General features: G+C 32.1%; 16 protein-coding genes and 1 pseudogene. 14 read left to right on the plus strand and 3 right to left on the minus strand.

Annotated elements, in window-relative coordinates; translation table 11 throughout:
- The 4 genes from CD150_RS04555 to CD150_RS04570 all read left to right on the plus strand — a co-directional run.
- The coding region (locus tag CD150_RS04555; RefSeq protein ID WP_169926880.1) for an ABC transporter permease at positions 1–1,112 on the plus strand (1,112 nt) is incomplete at its 5' end.
- Positions 1,109–2,032: an ABC transporter permease gene (locus CD150_RS04560; protein ID WP_073344557.1), complete on the plus strand. Its 924-nt coding sequence runs from the start codon at positions 1,109–1,111 to the stop codon at positions 2,030–2,032. The genes CD150_RS04555 and CD150_RS04560, both read left to right, overlap by 4 nt.
- A 10-nt stretch (positions 2,033–2,042) precedes the next feature.
- Entirely contained in the window at positions 2,043–2,708 is a 666-nt protein-coding gene (locus CD150_RS04565; RefSeq protein ID WP_046206634.1) for an ABC transporter ATP-binding protein, read from the plus strand.
- Positions 2,709–2,912: 204 nt separating this feature from the next.
- Positions 2,913–4,250, plus strand: a complete 1,338-nt coding sequence (locus CD150_RS04570; protein WP_046206635.1) for a gluconate:H+ symporter — start codon at positions 2,913–2,915, stop codon at positions 4,248–4,250.
- A gap of 183 nt (positions 4,251–4,433) precedes the next feature.
- Here the strand turns inward: CD150_RS04570 and CD150_RS04575 are convergent, their stop codons facing one another.
- Complete coding sequence (locus CD150_RS04575; protein ID WP_073344552.1) at positions 4,434–5,183, minus strand: DeoR/GlpR family DNA-binding transcription regulator; 750 nt, start codon at positions 5,181–5,183, stop codon at positions 4,434–4,436.
- Positions 5,184–5,326: 143 nt separating this feature from the next.
- Between CD150_RS04575 and CD150_RS04580 the strand changes: the two genes are divergently transcribed.
- From CD150_RS04580 to argB, 9 genes and pseudogenes are all read left to right on the plus strand, one after another.
- Positions 5,327–6,082, plus strand: a complete 756-nt coding sequence (locus CD150_RS04580) for an ABC transporter ATP-binding protein (protein WP_073344548.1) — start codon at positions 5,327–5,329, stop codon at positions 6,080–6,082.
- Positions 6,072–7,691: an ABC transporter permease subunit gene (locus CD150_RS04585; protein WP_073344544.1), complete on the plus strand. Its 1,620-nt coding sequence runs from the start codon at positions 6,072–6,074 to the stop codon at positions 7,689–7,691. The genes CD150_RS04580 and CD150_RS04585 overlap by 11 nt, the downstream gene beginning before the upstream one ends.
- 4 nt (positions 7,692–7,695) lie before the next feature.
- Positions 7,696–8,712: an extracellular solute-binding protein gene (locus CD150_RS04590; protein ID WP_225792158.1), complete on the plus strand. Its 1,017-nt coding sequence runs from the start codon at positions 7,696–7,698 to the stop codon at positions 8,710–8,712.
- A gap of 4 nt (positions 8,713–8,716) precedes the next feature.
- A complete protein-coding gene (gene phnW / locus CD150_RS04595; protein WP_073344539.1) occupies positions 8,717–9,814 on the plus strand; it encodes a 2-aminoethylphosphonate--pyruvate transaminase in 1,098 nt (365 codons plus the stop codon).
- Complete coding sequence (gene phnX / locus CD150_RS04600) at positions 9,815–10,597, plus strand: phosphonoacetaldehyde hydrolase (protein ID WP_046206640.1); 783 nt, start codon at positions 9,815–9,817, stop codon at positions 10,595–10,597.
- Between the two features lie 245 nt (positions 10,598–10,842).
- Positions 10,843–12,042, plus strand: coding sequence for an ornithine--oxo-acid transaminase (gene rocD / locus CD150_RS04605; protein ID WP_073344533.1), 1,200 nt, complete (start codon positions 10,843–10,845; stop codon positions 12,040–12,042).
- A gap of 32 nt (positions 12,043–12,074) precedes the next feature.
- The gene (gene argC / locus CD150_RS04610) at positions 12,075–13,106 is read left to right on the plus strand and encodes an N-acetyl-gamma-glutamyl-phosphate reductase (protein ID WP_103161386.1); all 1,032 of its coding nucleotides are present in this window, start codon (positions 12,075–12,077) and stop codon (positions 13,104–13,106) included.
- 23 nt (positions 13,107–13,129) lie between these two features.
- The gene (gene argJ, locus CD150_RS04615) at positions 13,130–14,368 is read left to right on the plus strand and encodes a bifunctional glutamate N-acetyltransferase/amino-acid acetyltransferase ArgJ (protein ID WP_073344524.1); all 1,239 of its coding nucleotides are present in this window, start codon (positions 13,130–13,132) and stop codon (positions 14,366–14,368) included.
- Positions 14,369–14,380: 12 nt separating this feature from the next.
- Positions 14,381–15,142, plus strand: a pseudogene (gene argB / locus CD150_RS04620) (acetylglutamate kinase).
- A gap of 174 nt (positions 15,143–15,316) precedes the next feature.
- Here the strand turns inward: argB and CD150_RS04625 are convergent.
- On the minus strand, positions 15,317–16,549 hold the full coding sequence (locus CD150_RS04625) for an ArgE/DapE family deacylase (RefSeq protein WP_073344515.1): 1,233 nt from the start codon (positions 16,547–16,549) through the stop codon (positions 15,317–15,319).
- A 550-nt stretch (positions 16,550–17,099) separates the two neighbouring features.
- On the opposite strand from CD150_RS04625, the gene ssuE reads away from it, so the two are divergent.
- Entirely contained in the window at positions 17,100–17,639 is a 540-nt protein-coding gene (gene ssuE / locus CD150_RS04630) for an NADPH-dependent FMN reductase (RefSeq protein ID WP_073344510.1), read from the plus strand.
- Positions 17,640–17,774: 135 nt separating this feature from the next.
- Here the strand turns inward: ssuE and CD150_RS04635 are convergent, their stop codons facing one another.
- Positions 17,775–18,434, minus strand: coding sequence for a toxoflavin lyase-like VOC family protein (locus CD150_RS04635; protein ID WP_103161387.1), 660 nt, complete (start codon positions 18,432–18,434; stop codon positions 17,775–17,777).
- Positions 18,435–18,521 lie beyond the last annotated feature (87 nt).

Genomic DNA, 18,521 nt, shown 5'->3' on the forward strand with positions numbered 1-18,521 from the left:
ATTTACTACTATATTTATTGATTATAGTTATAGGGTTGTTTACTACTTTAATAGTGATTCAACAATTAAATCAAGATAATGAGAAATTTAGAATTGGTGTTGTGGATAAAGATCAATCTCCAGAGACGCAAATCATATTGAAATCACTAGGTGATGGTGCGAATTTGGGGAAGGATATAAGCATAAAAAAATATGACCAAAAAGTAGCTGAAAAAAAGTTAGAGAATAAAGCATTAGAGGGTTATTACGTGTTTGAAAAAGGTATGACACAGGATTTTTATAAAAATGGAAGTTTGCCTATTTCAGTACATACATATGATCAACAGTCTACCAAAAGTTTAGTCATTAATCAGTTAACAGACTCAGTATATCAAAGGCTTATGTTATCGATGGGTGGAGGTCTAACCTATACGACGTTGTCCTCACATAATGATAAAGATCATACATTAATGTTGCTAACGGATTTATTGTTTACAGGACTAAATCGTGCTGGCGCATTTGAATATGAACCTATACATATATATGACAGTGCAAGTTATTATGTAATTACAACGTATTTAACATCTATTTATATTTTTGCTTTGTCAATATTTACTATTTTGAAAATGAATCAAACGACTGCATTGTGGTCAAGATTAAGCATGCACCATTTCTCTTTTGAAAAATTAACACTGATAAGAAGTTTATTTACACTGTTTTATACAGGATTATGGACGATTTTTGGTGTGCTTTGGTTGATTAAATCCTTGCCAAATCAGTTTGAAAGCTATAATTGGTTAACGATTGTAATTCAACTGAGCTATTATGTCTTGATGATTATCATTTGGTTAACCATTATTGATTTAATTGCTTTTAAATGGATGAACTATGTACTGAAAAGTATATTGAGTATATTGATTGTTCTATTGTCGGGGATGACAATACCAACTATTTATTTTAAACATTCTATATTAGGGATGGTTGATTACTTACCATTTAGTTTTGTAACAAATCAAATGCTGGAAATTGTATTGAATAATTATATTTTAGATGTACCAATAACTTTTTATAGCAGTTTATTTATATCAATTTTCATCTTAGTCTTGATATTGATTGGGAGGTATCGCTTATGATTCAACCCTATTTCTTCATAATTATAAAAAAACAGTGGAAACAACATTTAGTCTTTATTTGTATCTTATTATTCTCTTTAATTGCTATTTGGGGGATATACAAAACACTAAATAAATCATTTCAAATTCCTGTAGCAATACAAGATTTAGATCAATCTGCAGCGTCTAAAAATTTAATCAAAAACATCACAAGTAACGAATTCATTACTCAAATAAAAGTGCCAACTGAAGAAACGTATTTGGATGAATATATAGAAAGAAAAGAAGCGGTAGTAAGTTTACAAATACCTAAAAATTACAGTCAAAAGTTGCATGATAACCGTTTAAAAGAAACAATTTTATTATATGGAAGAGATGATTTTATTGGTGATATTACCTTAGAAATCATAAGCATGTCATTATATGAACAACAGATACCTAATATCGTTAAAAGTCATTTAGATGATAATGGTGATCGTACATCTTTGAACACAGTAAATAAAATATTGAATGATAAGACACCTCAATCTCAAATTGTACATTATTTTGTAAAGTCACATTCAGATACTTCTATTTCATTGAGTGTTGTTTTTGCGATATTGTTGAGTATGAGCAGTGTGCAAATTATTTTGCACCAAAGATTAAAACAGAATGGGCCTTTGAGAAGAATTTTTTTAGTTCAATATAGTCAGGTGAAATTGTATCTTACTTACATACTGATACATACGATGCTATTGTTAATGATATTAATCATAAGTGCATTATTGTTTCATCAATCATTAACATGGATATTTTATTTGAAATCACTGTTTATCATTGTATTATTTGAAGCCGGTGTTGCTTTTTTATTATTTAAAATTAATACACTTAGTCATAGGTTATTTATGACGTTTATATATGCGCTTGTCATGAGCGTGATTTATATCCTTATACAAATTTAGGAGGGATGGGATGATAACTTTAAAACATGTGCAGAAACGATATCATAATAAAACAATTTTTCAATCTCTGAATATGACTTTTGAAAACCAACAATTAACTGTGCTATTAGGTGAAAATGGTGCTGGAAAGTCGACACTATTAAGAATGCTTGCGGGGTTAGAACAACCTAATCAAGGGGAAATTACGTACTTTGGAAAAAAATTGTCTAAAAAACAATTACAAGCAATGATTGGATATGTACCACAAGATATTGCATTATTTGAGCATATGACTGTTGCTGAAAACGTTAATTGTTTTAAAGCATTATGTAAACATCCAATATCTGATGCGTTAATTACAAAATACATGGAACAATTAAACATCAAAGATTTAGATGTTACTGTTTCTCGTCTATCTGGGGGGACGAAGCGTAAAGTGAATGTATTAATAGGTTTACTGAATCATCCACGAGTTCTGATACTAGATGAACCAACGGTAGGCATAGATTTAAAATCAAGGTTTGATATCCATCACTTGCTCAATCAAATGAAGCGAAATTGTTTGATCATATTGACGACACATCATTTAGATGAGGTAGAGGCATTGGCTGATTGTATTAAAGTCATAGGCGTCGATCCGTTTTATAAAAAAGTATTATCAGACAAACAATGGCAATTTGAGCGTTATCATAATTAACTTTAAATTTCTAAATCATTTGTTTACTTATATTTAAAAAGTACTTACAAAGTGAATGTCAATCATTTATTTTGTCTGTGCTTTTTTATTTTTAAGAAATCTTAAAACCACAAAATAACAACGTTGTTATTCAAGGCGAAAAGGTGTATAATGTTAGTTTGTGAATTCGCTTTCATAAAATCGATTTTGACTGGGGGACTTAAATTGTCATTTGTGAGTGAAAATTTACCGATAATATCACTTATTATTGGCGTAGCATTGCTATTATTTTTAAATATTAAATTAAAGATTAACAGTATTTTTTCTTTGATTTTTGCAGCTATTGCTGTTGGCTTACTGAACGGTATGAAGCCAATGGTAATCTTAGATACAATTAAAGATGGATTAGGTTCAACGTTAGGTAGTCTTGCACTAATTATAGGATTTGGTGCAATTTTAGGTAAATTAATGGTTGATTTTGGAGCAGCTCAACGAATAGCTACCACGCTAATTGATAAATTCGGTGCAAAGCATGTGCATTGGGCATTGATTATTATTGGTGCTGTCTTTGGTATTTCTGTATTTTATGAAGTGGCCTTTATGATTTTAGCTCCTTTAGTGATTAGTATTGCTATAGAAGCTAAAACACCATTTATGAAATTGGCTATTACTATGGTAGCTGCAACGACACTATCTCATAGTTTATTTCCACCTCAGGCAGGTCCGACTGCATTGGTAGACGCCTATCATGCTGATATGGGGATGGTATATATCTTGGGAATCATCGTCTTTATACCTGGTGTAATGATTGCTGGTATCCTTTTACCGAAAGTTATGAAAAATTTGAATTACCCTGTGCCACCGTTGTTGCAGAAAAATAAAACGTTTAGTGAAAGAGAAATGCCTAATTTTGGGATGAGTTTATTAATACCACTCATTCCTGCGATTTTAATTTCACTTTCAACAATATTAAGTATGTTTCTAACGAAAGACACTTTATGGCATGAAATTGTATCATTTTTTGGGAGTGCAGAAATTAGTCTTATAATCGCAATTCTTACATCAATTATTGTCTTTGGATTGAGAAAAGGTAAAAAGATGGATGAGTTGATGAAATCTTTCGAAAGTGGCTTGAAAGGTGTGGCAACGATTATATTTATCGTAGGTGCTGGTGGTGCATTTAAAGAAATTATTTTAAAAGCAAATGTAGGCGATTATATTGCGGGAATTATGCAAAATACAAATATTTCACCCCTAATCATGGCGTGGTTAATTACAGCACTTATACGTATTGCTACAGGACAAGGGGTGGTGTCAGCAATAACTGCAGCTGGAATTGTAGGGCCTTTAATTCCTACATTTAATGTTAATCCAGTATTGATGGTTCTAGCAACTGCTGCTGGTAGTAATACAATTACACATGTGAATGACGCATCATTTTGGTTATTTAAAGAATATTTTAATATAACGATTAAAGATACATTTAAAACCTGGGGTCTTTTGTTATTTACATCTTCTATTGTTGGTTTGGTTATTGTATTAATCATGGATCTGTTTATGTAAAGTAACGATAGTATGAGCGGAATGAAAAATTATTTAAAAAATGTGATTTTTGTTCCGCTCTATACATATGGATTATTGGCTATTTGATGTAATAATGCTCCCATTCTTAAAAAGGTGGTATCAATTAAGATAGGATTGAAAGAACGAAGACGTGAGTACATACTTAAATAAATTGCGAAATCATCAAAGGATTTTGATTTTATTATTATAAAGGCTAGCTGTCTTTGATTCTAAATGTTTATCACTTATTAAGAAATCTAAACTAGAAATATCACAAATTTTTACAGTAACTACTTTATCTATTTTTGTACTATCTGCTGTTAAATAAGTATATTTAGAAATGTCTAAAATTTTTCTGCGTGTTTCAACTTCTTCTAAATTAAAGTCAGTAACACCTTTGTCTAACGAGATACCACTGCAACAAATAAATGCTTTGTCGATGTTTAATTGATCAAAGTTAAATAAAAAATCAAAGCTAGTGATAGAATGTTCAGACTGACGGACCTTCCCACCAATACTTATAATTGTGTGCCCTTGATTTAAAGCTTGTAACATAACTGGTATAGAGTTGGTAATAATGGTTAAGTTTTTTACCTCATTTAAATGTTTAGCGATTTGTAATGTAGTAGATCCACTATCCAAAAATATGCAATCACCATCAGAAATTTCTGCAATTGCCTTTAAAGCAATTGCATTTTTTTTATCAATATTTAAATCTAAGCGTTGTTCAATAATAGATTCTCCATTTGAAACATGTTTCAGACGAATACCTCCATATTCTTTAGTAATTAAATCATCTTTGACTAATTGTTGAACATCTCTGCGTAATGTTTCCATAGAAATTTGTAATGCATCTTTAAGTGATTTTAATTTTAAAAACTCGCTTTTTTCAAGTGAATCAAGGATTTTTCTTCTTCTTTCTGTAGGTAACAATGAACTTTTCCTCCTGTATATTCATAATATGGTAAAAAGTTTGTAATGATATTGTCAAAAGTTAATCAAATTTTACGATTAATTAACGATGAATTAATAAATATGTCCTATACTTTTAGTATAACAAATAGGAGGTGTCAGTAGTGCTGAAATTGTTAAATGTTAGTAAGAGCTATGATAATCATAGCGTTCTTAAAGATATTAATTTATCTATTGAAAAGGGAGAAATCGTTAGTTTATTAGGCCCAAGTGGGTGTGGTAAAACGACGCTATTAAATATGATTTTAGGATTAACGGAAGTAACTGAAGGAAAAGTGTTGTATAACGATACGGAAATACAAAACAAACCCATGAATAAAAGGAATTTTAATATTGTTTTCCAAGATTTTTGCTTATTTCCTCATTTAAGTGCGTATGAAAATATCATTTATGGGTTAAAAAATATAAAAAAGAATGTTCACGATAAAAAAGTAACTGATTTAATTGAATTATTGGATTTAAGGCCACATTTAAACAAAAAAGTACATGAATTATCGGGTGGTCAAAAACAGCGTGTCTCTATCGCACGTACGATTGTTATGGAACCAGAAATTTTATTAATGGATGAACCTTTAAGTGCATTAGATAGTGTAATAAAAGAATCTATTAAAGATATGATTCAAAGAATTGCTAAAACACTTTCGCTTACTACAATTATTGTTACACATGATCCTGAAGAAGCATTAACAATGGCAGATAAAGTGGTAGTAATTGAAAATGGTGAAGTTGCTCAATTTGGTACACCTAACGAGATCATTAACCATCCCAAAAGTGCATTTGTTGAAAAATTTATTTTAAAACAATTAAAAGTTAAAAGAGACCATATTTACCGATTATTTGGTGATCGTCATGGTGCATAAGTTATGGTCACAACGTATGATTTTTATTTTGATTTTGCTATTTTTTATTGCTTTTTTAATATTACCAATTGTTTTCTTATTAGGCCGTTCATTTTTTTTAGATGGTGCATTGACGCTATATCATTATAAAGATATTTTAACGAATCCAGAAATAACAAACGCACTATTTAACAGCTTAAAGGTATCATCGACTGCAGCGATGGTGACGACGATTCTTGCATTTTTTATGTCTTACACGTTACATATGACACGTGCTTCAACATGGACGCATTCATATATAAAAAATATGACTTTATTGCCAATGTTTGTACCTACCATTACATATGGTTTTATTTTGATGTATCTATTTGGGAACGAAGGAATATTATCCAATATATTAAGCGAGTTACCATTTACAATTTATGGTAAAAATGGATTGTTTATTGGTTATATTATTTATACATTGCCCGCCGCTTATCTTATTATTTCTAATGCGTTTAATTATATTGATCATCGATTTTATTATATTTCATCACTAATGAAAGATGGTAAAATGAGAAGATTTTATCACACTTTGTTAAGACCATTATTTATACCAATCGGCAACGCATTTATTTTATCGTTCATTTTAAGTTTTACTGATTTTGGGATACCCGCTTCAATTGGTGCAGATTATAATGTGATTTCTATAACTTTGTATCAAATGATATTAGGTTCTATTCCTAAGTTTGCAGAAGGTGCAGTGATAGCTATGCTCATGCTTATCCCTGCAATCATTGGTTTTATATTTCTGACTATTATTGAAAAATGGAATGTGCAACAACGAGCGATAAGTCATAAAAATTTACCTTTAAGAAAGTGGCATGACCGATTTGTTAATGTATGTGCCATAACCATAGCAACAGTTATTTTATTGATATTTTTAGTGATGTTTATTGTACCTTTTACGCAAGACTATCCTTATCAACTAGATTTTACATTGACACATATCATCAGTGTCATTAATGATGAAATATTATTAGATGTCTATATACAATCATTGTTTGTAGCTATTGCGACTGCTTTTTTTGGCACCCTCATCAGTTTTGCTTCTGCGTTGATAACAGTTAGAACTAAAGTGAAGGGTAAGCAATCTTTAAACATCATGTCGCTAATAACGAACACCGTACCAGGTATGATATTAGGACTTTCTTACTTATTATTATTTCAAAACAGTTCTATTAAGGGGACGTTTTTGATTGTGATTATTAGTATTATCGTGCACTACTTTACTACACCTTATGTGATGGCAAAAGGGGCATTGGAAAAGTTGGACCAATCTTGGGATGTTACGAGTTCGCTTTTGCAAGACCAATGGTATGAGACGATATTTAAAATCATATTACCTAATATGAAAACCACAATCATTGAAATGATGAATTATTATTTTATTAATGCGATGGTAACGATTAGTGGTGTTATATTTTTAGTTTCGACTTCAACGCAACTGGTATCTACCGAAATAAATCAATTACAACACTTTAACCGATTTACTGACATATTTATTTTATCCATTTTAATACTTATCACAAATGTTTGTATACGAAGTATCAGTAGTTGCTGGTTGAAATATAGAGAAAGGAGAGGATGAACGAGTGAAAATTAAGTGGCAAATAAGCGTCCTTATATTCGTTGCAATCGTTCTTTTATATTTTTCTATTGTTGGGTTTGGTTCGTCTACTAAGAAAGTCGTTATTTCAACGAATGCAGATGAGGAAGCGATTGCTGTTATGAAAAAAGCATTAGATGATCATGGTTTTAAAGGAGAATATATTGTTCAGCCCCAATCAACTTCTGAATTAGGCGGGAAAATGATGGCAGAAGGTAAAAATATTGAAGCTGATGTTATTACACAAGCAACCTATTATTTAGAAAGTGCACAAAAAGAAAATAATATGTTTGCTAATATCGAAAATACTAATAAAAGTACCAAAGATGCTTATCCTGATTATATAACGCCGCTATTAGGTAATATGGGGTCATTGTTTGTTAATAAAAAAGCATTAAAAGAACAAGGATTGGAAATGCCAAAATCTATTGAATCTCTAACGAAAAATCAATATAAAGACCAAGTGGCAATGCCCAATGTTATTGATTCTTCTACAGGATGGTTAGTGATTCAAAGCATACTTAATGAGTATGGAGAGAAGGAAGGTCAAAAAATATTAACTCAATTATTAAAAAATATTGGTCCTCATTTAGAAAGTTCCGGGTCTGGACCGCTTAAAAAAGTTGAGTCTGGTGAAGCAGCTATTGGTATCGGTTTACGTTCACAAGCCATTGATGCAGAAATGAAAGGGAAGCCAATTCATTATATTGATCCAAAAGAAGGCAACTTTTCATTAGTAGAAGCTGCCGCTGTTGTCAAAAAGGGTGGAGCAAAACAACAGAAAGCTGAAAAAATGGTGCAAGTGATTCAAAAATATGGGCGCAAAGATTTATTACAACAGTATCCAGTGCCACTTTATAAGGGAGAAAAAGTGGACAAACAACAACGACCGACTTATCCCAAAAAATGGAAAGGTAGGCTAACTGTAGATTTATTAGAATCGCATCAAAAAATATTCCAAGAAGCAAAAAAGCAAGCGCAACAGAGTAAAAATAAGGAGTGATTAAATGGAACAACTAAAATTATTAACACCAGGACCACTGACTACTACACATACAGTAAAAGAAACAATGATACTAGACCGATGTACATGGGATGATGATTATAAAAACCTTACTCAAAGTATCCGACAACGTTTGCTTGAAATTGCTAAAGTGAATGCTGAAAATTATACAACTATTTTGCAACAAGGAAGTGGGAGTTTTGTTGTAGAAAGTGTCATCCAAACGGCTATATCATCAACAGATCATGTGCTGATTATTAGTAATGGTGCTTATGGCAAACGGATGATTGATATGGCTTATGTCGCAGGTAAAAAAATAACAGAATTAAACATTTCGTTTGACGTCATACCATCGTTAGCGAAAATACAGCAAGTGTTAGAAGAAAATCCGACAATAACTCATATTGCTTTTGTGCATTGCGAAACGACTACCGGTATTTTAAATCCTATAGAATCCATTTGCACATTGGCAAAAAAATTTAACAAAAAGATTATTGTAGATGCCATGAGTAGCTTCGGTGGTGTACCGATTGAGGTTGAAAAGTTGCAAATAGACTTTTTAGTTAGTAGTGCCAACAAATGTATACAAGGTGTACCTGGTTTTGGATTTGTCATTGCCAAAAAAGAAAGTTTGGAAAAAACAAAGGGGAATGCAAGAAGTGTGTCACTTGATTTGTATGATCAATGGATTGTAATGAAAGATAGTGGAAAATGGCGTTTTACATCTCCAACTCATGTAGTTGCCGCTTTTCATCAAGCGATTTTAGAGCTAGAAAATGAAGGTGGCGTTGAAGCACGCTATGAGAGGTATTTAACGAATAATCAATATATTATTCAATCTATGCAACAGTTAGGCTTTAAGCCTTATATCGATGACGAATACCAGTCACCGATTATTACTACTTTTTTATATCCAGATACGAATTTTGAATTTGATGATTTTTATCAATATATGAAAAAAAATAACTTTGTTTTATATCCTGGGAAATTGATGGATGTACCATCATTTAGAGTTGGTAATATAGGTGATTTATATCGACAAGATTTTGAGGTAATGATTCAACATATTAAAAATTTTAATGCGCAAAGGAGTATCAAATAAATGACTAAAATAAAAGGTATAATTATGGATTGGGCAGGTACTACGATAGATTTTGGCTGTTTTGCACCAGTTAATGTCTTTGTGGATATATTCAAAGATGAAGGTATTAAAGTTACAATTGAAGAAGCTAGAGAACCTATGGGGATGTTAAAACGTGATCACATCAAAGCAATGGCTGAAATGCCACGAATCAAAAAGGAGTGGCAAAATCAATTTGGAAAAGTACCGACAGAAGAAGATATTGATCGTTTATATGCTCAATTTGAAAAAATGCTAATGAAGAATCTGAAATCATTTACAGATCCATTGCCCAATGTTGTCACTACGATTCAAAATTTACAAGATGATGGATACCTTATTGGTTCTACTACAGGTTACACTAAAGCAATGATGGAAATTGTTATACCTGAAGCGGCACAAAAGGACTATAAACCCAATAGCATCGTTACTGCAGAACAAGTGAGTGGTTACGGAAGACCATATCCATACATGATTTTTGAGAATATGAAACACCTCAAACTAACCTCTGTTAAAGAGGTAGTGAAAGTCGGCGATACAATAGCTGATATTCGAGAAGCCAATAACGCTGGTGTGATAGCTGTGGGGATTGTTAAAGGAAGTTCTATAGTTGGATTGAATGAACAACAATGGGATGCATTAACAAATAATGAACGAGAGGTTTATATTGAAAAAGCGACAAACATATTTAAGCAAAATAACGCTGATTATATCCTTGAAGATATAACACAATTACCACAATTGTTAAAACGATTGAATGTATGATTTGAATGGTAGGTACGGATATTATCTTAAATATTAAATGATGATATGCAAATTGTATACAATGATTTATGTGCATCTATTGAAATTTTTATAATTTTGATAGATGCTTTTTGCTTATTTTAAAGCCTTTTTAAATATTTTTATAAAAAAATATTTAAATAAACCTTTGACTTATTATATTTAAAAGTGTAATATTCATGAATATTAATACAAATATTAGAATAATAATGAGGTTGGTGTATTTAATGAATACGTTATTCGAATTAACAGATCAATATAGTTCAAATAATTATAGCCCCTTGAAATTAGCATTAAAAAAAGGTAAAGGTGCTCATGTATGGGATGTTGAAGGTAAGCGTTATATTGATTGTATAGCTGGCTTTTCAGTGGTCAATCAAGGACATTGTCATCCGAAAATTATTGAAGCATTTCAAGCACAAAGCGAGCAAATAACTATGGTATCACGTGCATTATATAGTGATAACTTAGGACAATGGGAAGAAAAAATTTGCAAGTTAGCAAACAAAGACAAAGTACTACCTATGAATACTGGGACTGAAGCTGTGGAAACAGCAATTAAAATTGCACGAAAATGGGGTTCAGATGTCAAAGGTATTAAAGAAAATGAAAGTGAAATCATTGCTATGAAAGGTAACTTTCATGGTCGTACATTAGGGTCTTTATCTTTATCTGCCCAAGATAATTACAAAGAAGGGTTTGGCCCATTGTTAGATAATATTAATTATATAGAATTTGGAGATATTGAACATTTAAAACGATTGATTAATGATAATACATCGGCCATTATTTTAGAACCGATTCAAGGTGAAGGTGGCGTGAATATTCCTCCAGACTATTTTATTCAAGAAGTACGTCATTTATGTAATCAACATAATATTTTATTCATTGCCGATGAAATACAGGTTGGACTAGGTAGGACAGGCAAGATGTTTGCTATGGAATGGGAAGGCGTAGAGCCTGATATTTATTTACTCGGTAAATCATTGGGCGGCGGACTTTATCCTATTTCAGCTATATTAGCAAATGAAACAATCATGAATGTTTTAACACCAGGCACGCATGGTTCTACATTTGGTGGTAATCCACTTGCTTGCGCAGTATCGATAGCAGCCATAGATGTTTTATTAGATGAAAATTTAATTGAACATTCAGCTGAGTTAGGCCAAACACTGTTGAATCAATTACAACTTATCGATAGTCCAATTATTGATGATGTCAGAGGGAGAGGGTTATTTATTGGTATTGAATTAACAGAACAAGCACAGCCATATTGTTTAGAAATGATAGAAAAAGGCGTGTTGTGTAAGGAAACACAGGGCAATGTTATTAGAATTGCACCACCGTTAGTCATTAATGAAAATGAGATTAATCAAATTGCTGATGTGATTAAAGAAGTACTTGAAAAAAATAAAAAAGCACATTAAAAATTCCGAATATTCAGAAAGGAATGAGGAAGATGATTACAGTTGGAATAGTAGGTGGAAGTGGTTATGGTGCTGTAGAACTTATACGCTTATTACAACATCATCCTAACGTCATAATTAAATATGTATTTTCGCATTCTAAGATTGATGAACCAATCAGTAAAACATTTCCACATTTAAACCATATCGCACTTAACTATACTGAATTAAATGAACAAGCGACGTCTTGTGATGTTATATTTTTTGCAACACCTTCAAATGTCAGCAAACATTTAGTGCCAAATTTAATTAATAATGGTGTTAAAGTGATTGACTTATCAGGAGATTTTAGACTGACAGATAGAAACCTATATCAAACATATTATGGTGAAGCAGCAGCAGAACAAGATTTTTTAGATTCGGCCCTTTATAGTATTGCGGAGTGGAGTGAAATAGATTCACAACGCACAAAGTTGATAGCGAATCCTGGTTGTTTTCCTACTTCTATTTTATTGGCGTTACACCCTCTGATTGCTCAAAATGCAATCGATGTTCATTCAATTATTATTGATTCAAAAACAGGTGTTTCAGGAGCAGGACGTGCATTAGCACAACACCTTCATTACGCTGAAATGAATGAAAATTTTAGTGCCTATGCAATTGGAAACCATAAACATAAACCAGAGATAGAACAATATGTATCTAATATTGCAAGAACAAAGTGTAACGTGATGTTCACACCACATTTAATACCGATGACAAGAGGTATTTTATCTACAATTTATGTGAAGTTAAACGAGTATATGACAGCAGAGCATTTACATGATATTTATAAAAATAATTATGAACAGAAACCATTTATAAGAATTAGAGACTTGGGAGAATACCCCAAAACAAAAGAAGTGTATGGTAGTAATTTTTGCGATATAGGTCTGTATGTAGATGAAAAAAATCAAAGGGCTATTATCGTATCAGTTATAGATAACTTAGTTAAAGGTGCGAGTGGTCAAGCAATCCAAAATTTAAATTTACTTTATGACTTAGACGAGACAACTGGTCTGAATCAGCTACCAATTTATCCTTAATGAAATGCGAAAGGAGAGATGAGATGAAAGATATTGAAACGATAGATACATTCAATCAAATAACTGTAGATATCAATGGTGACGTTGGATCGCCATTGGGGTATATGGCTGGTGGATTTCATGCTGGCCTAAGAAGAAAGAAAAAAGACTTTGGATGGATTTACTCTACGACAAAAGCGACTGCAGCAGGTGTATATACGCTTAATCGTTTTAAAGCAGCACCGCTTAAAGTAACTGAAGATAGTATCAACATCGATCAAACATTGCAGGCAATTGTAGTTAATTCAGCAAATGCGAATTCATGTACTGGAGATAGAGGTATACAAGATGCGAAAGATACACAAAGTTGGGTGGCTGAACGATTAAACATAGAACCACATCATGTTGGTATTGCTTCGACAGGTGTCATTGGCTCATTTTTGCCTATGGATAAAATGAAACGTGGCGTCGATCATGTTTTACACGATGCGTTTAACCAGAGTGACTATTTTAATCAATCGATTTTAACGACAGATACGACAACGAAACATGTGTCTGTAAAAGTAAATATAGACAACCAAATAGTGACAATAGGTGGTACAGCAAAAGGCTCTGGGATGATACATCCCAATATGGCAACCATGCTTGGTTTTATAACGACAGATGCAAAAGTTGGTAGTGAGCCATTGAATGAATGTTTAAAACAAATTACAGATCACTCATTTAATATGATAACCGTAGATGGTGACTCTAGCACGAATGACATGGTTCTATGTATGGCAAATGGTCAAGTTGATCATCATTGGCTAGATGAAAATCATCCTGAATGGCAAAAATTTGTTTACGCCATCAATTATGTTGCACGTTATTTGGCTCAGTCTATTGCAAAAGATGGCGAAGGTGCGACTAAATTGGTGACAGCTAGAGTTAAAGGGGCAATAGATATCCATGAGGCAAGAAAAATGGCGAAAAGTATTGTTTCATCTAATTTAGTTAAAACAGCAATTCATGGTGAAGATGCAAATTTTGGAAGAATTGTAACAGCGATGGGTTACGCATCAAAACATATAAATCCTCATGCGACAAACGTAGCATTATGCCAAGTTGCTGTGGTTAAAGCAGGCATGTCAGTGGCATTTGATGAAGCTTATTTAAAAAAACAATTGGAAGCAGACAATATCATTATAGAAGCTACTGTAGGTGATGGAGATGGGGAAGCTACTGCTTATGGCTGCGACTTATCATATGAATACGTGCGCATAAATGCGTCGTATAGAACTTAAGAGGTGTTTGATATGGATTACATTGTAATTAAAATAGGCGGGAGCACTTTGACGAATATGCATGATTCAATAATTGAAGATATTGTTGCATTAAAAAAGCAAGGTTATAAACCATTAATCGTCCACGGTGGTGGGCCTTTTATAAATCAATCTTTGGAATTACAAGAAGTAGCAACAGAATTTAAAGATGGTTTGAGAGTTACTACCCATGAAGTACTTTCTGTTACGACTCAAACATTAATTGGACAAGTGAATCCTAGTTTAGTCAATAAAATCAATCAATTTGGTATTCAAAGTATTGGTATGAATGGCATAGATGCGCAATTATTTGATATTAAACCATTAGATTTATAATATGGTTTTGTTGGCGAACCTATTCATATAGATACAAGTGTTATCGCAACTTTAACTCAATCCTTTCTACCAGTCATCGCATCTATAGGTGTAAATCAAACGACGCACCAGGTATATAATATTAACGCCGATACGTTAGCATATAAAATTGCGCAAGCTTTACATGCACCAATTTATTTATTAAGCGACATTCCAGGTGTTTTAATCAATGAAAAAGTACAACCGTCATTAAATGCGAAAAATATAGCCACCTATATTGAACAAAAATTAATATATGGTGGTATGATACCTAAAGTCCAAGATGCTGTTATAGCAATAGAAAAGGGATGTCAAAAAGTAGTTATTGCAGCAGGAAATGAAGCGCACATTATTCAAAAATTGCAACATGGCCATAATGTAGGTACTACAATTTGCAAGTGACAATGTACAAAAGCGTAAATAACAAATTTTTAAATGTGTTGTTTTGTTCCACTATTGTCAGGACAAGGTTTTAACAGTATGTACACACGTTTACCTTATCACGATGTTATAAAAAAAGCTCAGACACACTCTGTTCTGAGCTTTTTTAAATGGCTGAAGTTAATTTAATTAAAACTAAAGCTTTTTAGAATAAGTTGTTAAAAGTTCACTGTAAAAATCAATGAATTTTAAATACATGTCTTTTTCTACACATTCATCAATTTGATGTGGTTTAATACCTGGACCAAATACTAAGAATGGGAAAGTTTCATCTTTATTTTTTAATAAGTTTGAAGCATCAGTAACGCCACCGATTGGAGAAGCGATAAAGTCCTTGTCAAATAGAGATTTAGCTATGTTCTGAGCAGTATTAATTAAGCTGTTATCACCAGTAGTGAGTACTGGATCTAGGTCTAAGTATAGGTCGCTTGATAAATTTGCACCTTTATCATTATGGTTTTGAATTGTGTTTGAGAATAACGTTTTTACTTGTTCATTATCATATTCTGGAATTGTACGAATATTAAAATCTGCATCTGCCTCTTCAGGAACAGAGTTCACCTGTACCCCACCGTTAATTAATGTATTGCTAATAACTAAACCTTGAAGTGCAGATTCTACGTCTTCAAGTGCTGTTGTTGCAGGCAATGATGGCTTAATTCTTTCAATGAATTTTGTGAAATCTAACGCTTTTCCCTGAACTTCTTTTGAAATTCTAGCATAGGCGTCATCAATATCTTGTATAAATGAGATTAATGGTTTTATGGCATTAGTGCCCATTACTGGCATAGAGCTATGTGCTGATTTACCGTAGGAAGTAATACGATAATCCATTGAACCTTTATGTGCATACACCATGATATCTTGGCAAGGTTCTGCTATAAGTAATGCATTAACGTCATCCATATAACCCTGTTCGTACAAAGTTTGAGAACCAAGTTGCTCCATTTCCTCACCACTAGTTGCTAAAAATCTAATACGACCATGTTGCAGTGCTTGAGAAGATTTAATATCAATAAGTGCAATTGCTAACGCAGCAAGTCCTGACTTCATATCTGCTGCGCCACGACCATATAAAAATCCATCATCCTCAGTAAGCGAAAATGGATCGTATGTCCATTGAGATTTATTACCTGCAGAAACAACGTCCATATGACCTGAGATACCGATTACCGGATTGCCTTCACCGATTTCAGCAATGAGGTTAGCACGTCGTTCATCAATTTTTTGAATTTTTGATTCAATTCCGTAGTTAGAAAATAGTTTCTGTAAATAATTACAAACTTCAAGCTCATTATCATTTACTGTCTCAATCGCTACAATATCTGATAAGATTTGTACTTTTTCTTCATTAGAAAATGTACTCATTGTGTATCACTCCTTTGTATGTCTAAATTAAGTATACATCTAGAAAAAAAGGTTTTTAAAGTGAAACGATTTTTAAAAAAAGAATATAATAAAATTATTTATATTGTAAAATTTTTTAGAGTTGAAACAAAAAACTGATTTTGTACTATTACACTCAACCCTGTGTGATGTTTAGAATTAATAATGTGTTAAGAAATTAAAAAAATGCATCAACAGGTGAATTAAAGGTCATAGCTTTTGAAGCAATAACATAAGTGATAAGTTATCAAAGGATTTAGATAATAATCAACATAAAGTGCTAAATGACAATATAATTATTTCCAAGGAAATGCCTAATCAATGTCATAAATTTAATATATAAACTTATTGATACAATAATAATTGCGATAATTCAAATCATTTCCTATGATTTTACCTATATTTGATGATACGCTAAAGAAGTGGAAATTGGTTCCAATGGATCTTATTTTTTCATATATTTATAAATAGATTAGCGTGTAAATATCGAAAGTATATATGAAAAATTTTATATAGAAAGGGGATTATCATATTGGCAAAAGTAGCAATTATTGCTGGAGGCAATAAACTAAAATCAAGACTCACGGGTATTATAGATTACGCGGAATCATATTTGAATGCTGAGGGCATCGAGACAAATGTCATACATGTACATCAATTAGATGCTGAGGCTTTAATTACTGCAGATTTTTCTAATGAATCGATAAATGATACGCATAAAACGATTGAAGATGCGGATGGTGTTATTATAGTATCTCCAGTATTTAAAGCTGCCTACTCAGGTATCGTGAAAACGTACTTAGACTTGTTACCACGAGGGGCATTTACAGGTAAAACGGTACTACCATTAGCTTTAGGAGGCACGTTTGCACATGTGCTGGCAATCCAATATAGTCTTGATCCAGTTATCAAAGAACTAGGTGCAGATACTATTCATAAAGGCAGATTTATATTAGATAAGCACATCACACAAAATGAAGATGGTAGTTATGGTTATGACCAAGAAGCAAAAGATGGTTTAAATAAAACTTTAAAGAAATTTGTCAGCGACAAGTCACAAGTTAAAGAGTAAATTTGATTGTAAAACTGTTAAAATCAAAATATACGATAAGCTTAGAATATGACGTTATAAAACGATATTAATAAAAAATGAGCACACAGTATCAAAACTTGCTAAATTGATATTGTGTGCTCATTATTTTTAGATTTAAAGTTTATTTAAGTGCCATTGGGCTTGGTTATCCATGCTTAACTTAAATTCATTTGTTTGAATGCACATGGGATGAGATTCGGAAAACTGGTCAGAGAACAGCCATTTATTATCTTCCGGTGTCAGTAAAATAAAACTGTCATCATAATGATCGCCGATAAAGTTTAAATCATGTGGTGCAAAGGGTTGCTTTTCATATGTATTTAAATGAAATTTCGACAATGCTTCAAAGACTTCCTTCGTTTCATTACATACGAATCCAATCTCACTAATTCTTGAAAATTCAGGTTCATCAGTTATATTAGAAATGCGTGCAATGAGTTCCACGACGTTTCCAGAAGGATCTTGAAAGTAAAATGAATGTGCAACAAAAGATTCGAAATACGTCGTATGCTGACCATCCTCCATCAATAGAAATAAAATATTTTGATAATGTTGTTTCATGTCGTAGAAATGGTTGTATGGAATGTCAATCGCAAAGTGATAAAATGGTTGGACATCGTCGTTTGCTTGTTGAAAACACAAATGCGTCTCTCCAATTTTAACTGTAAAAGCCTCTTGGCCAATCATCCAAACTGGACATTCTAAAATTTCTTCATAAAATTGGAATGTCTTTTCAAATTCTGAAGTGAATAATTTAATGTTTTCAATTTTCATAAACAAACCCCACCTAATCCTCATGTTTATCATATAAATATAAGCAATAATTTACTTGTACTTTATCAAAATAATAATCAATATGAT

The organism is Staphylococcus ureilyticus, assembly GCF_002902235.1.
Taxonomy (GTDB): Bacteria; Bacillota; Bacilli; order Staphylococcales; family Staphylococcaceae; genus Staphylococcus; species Staphylococcus ureilyticus.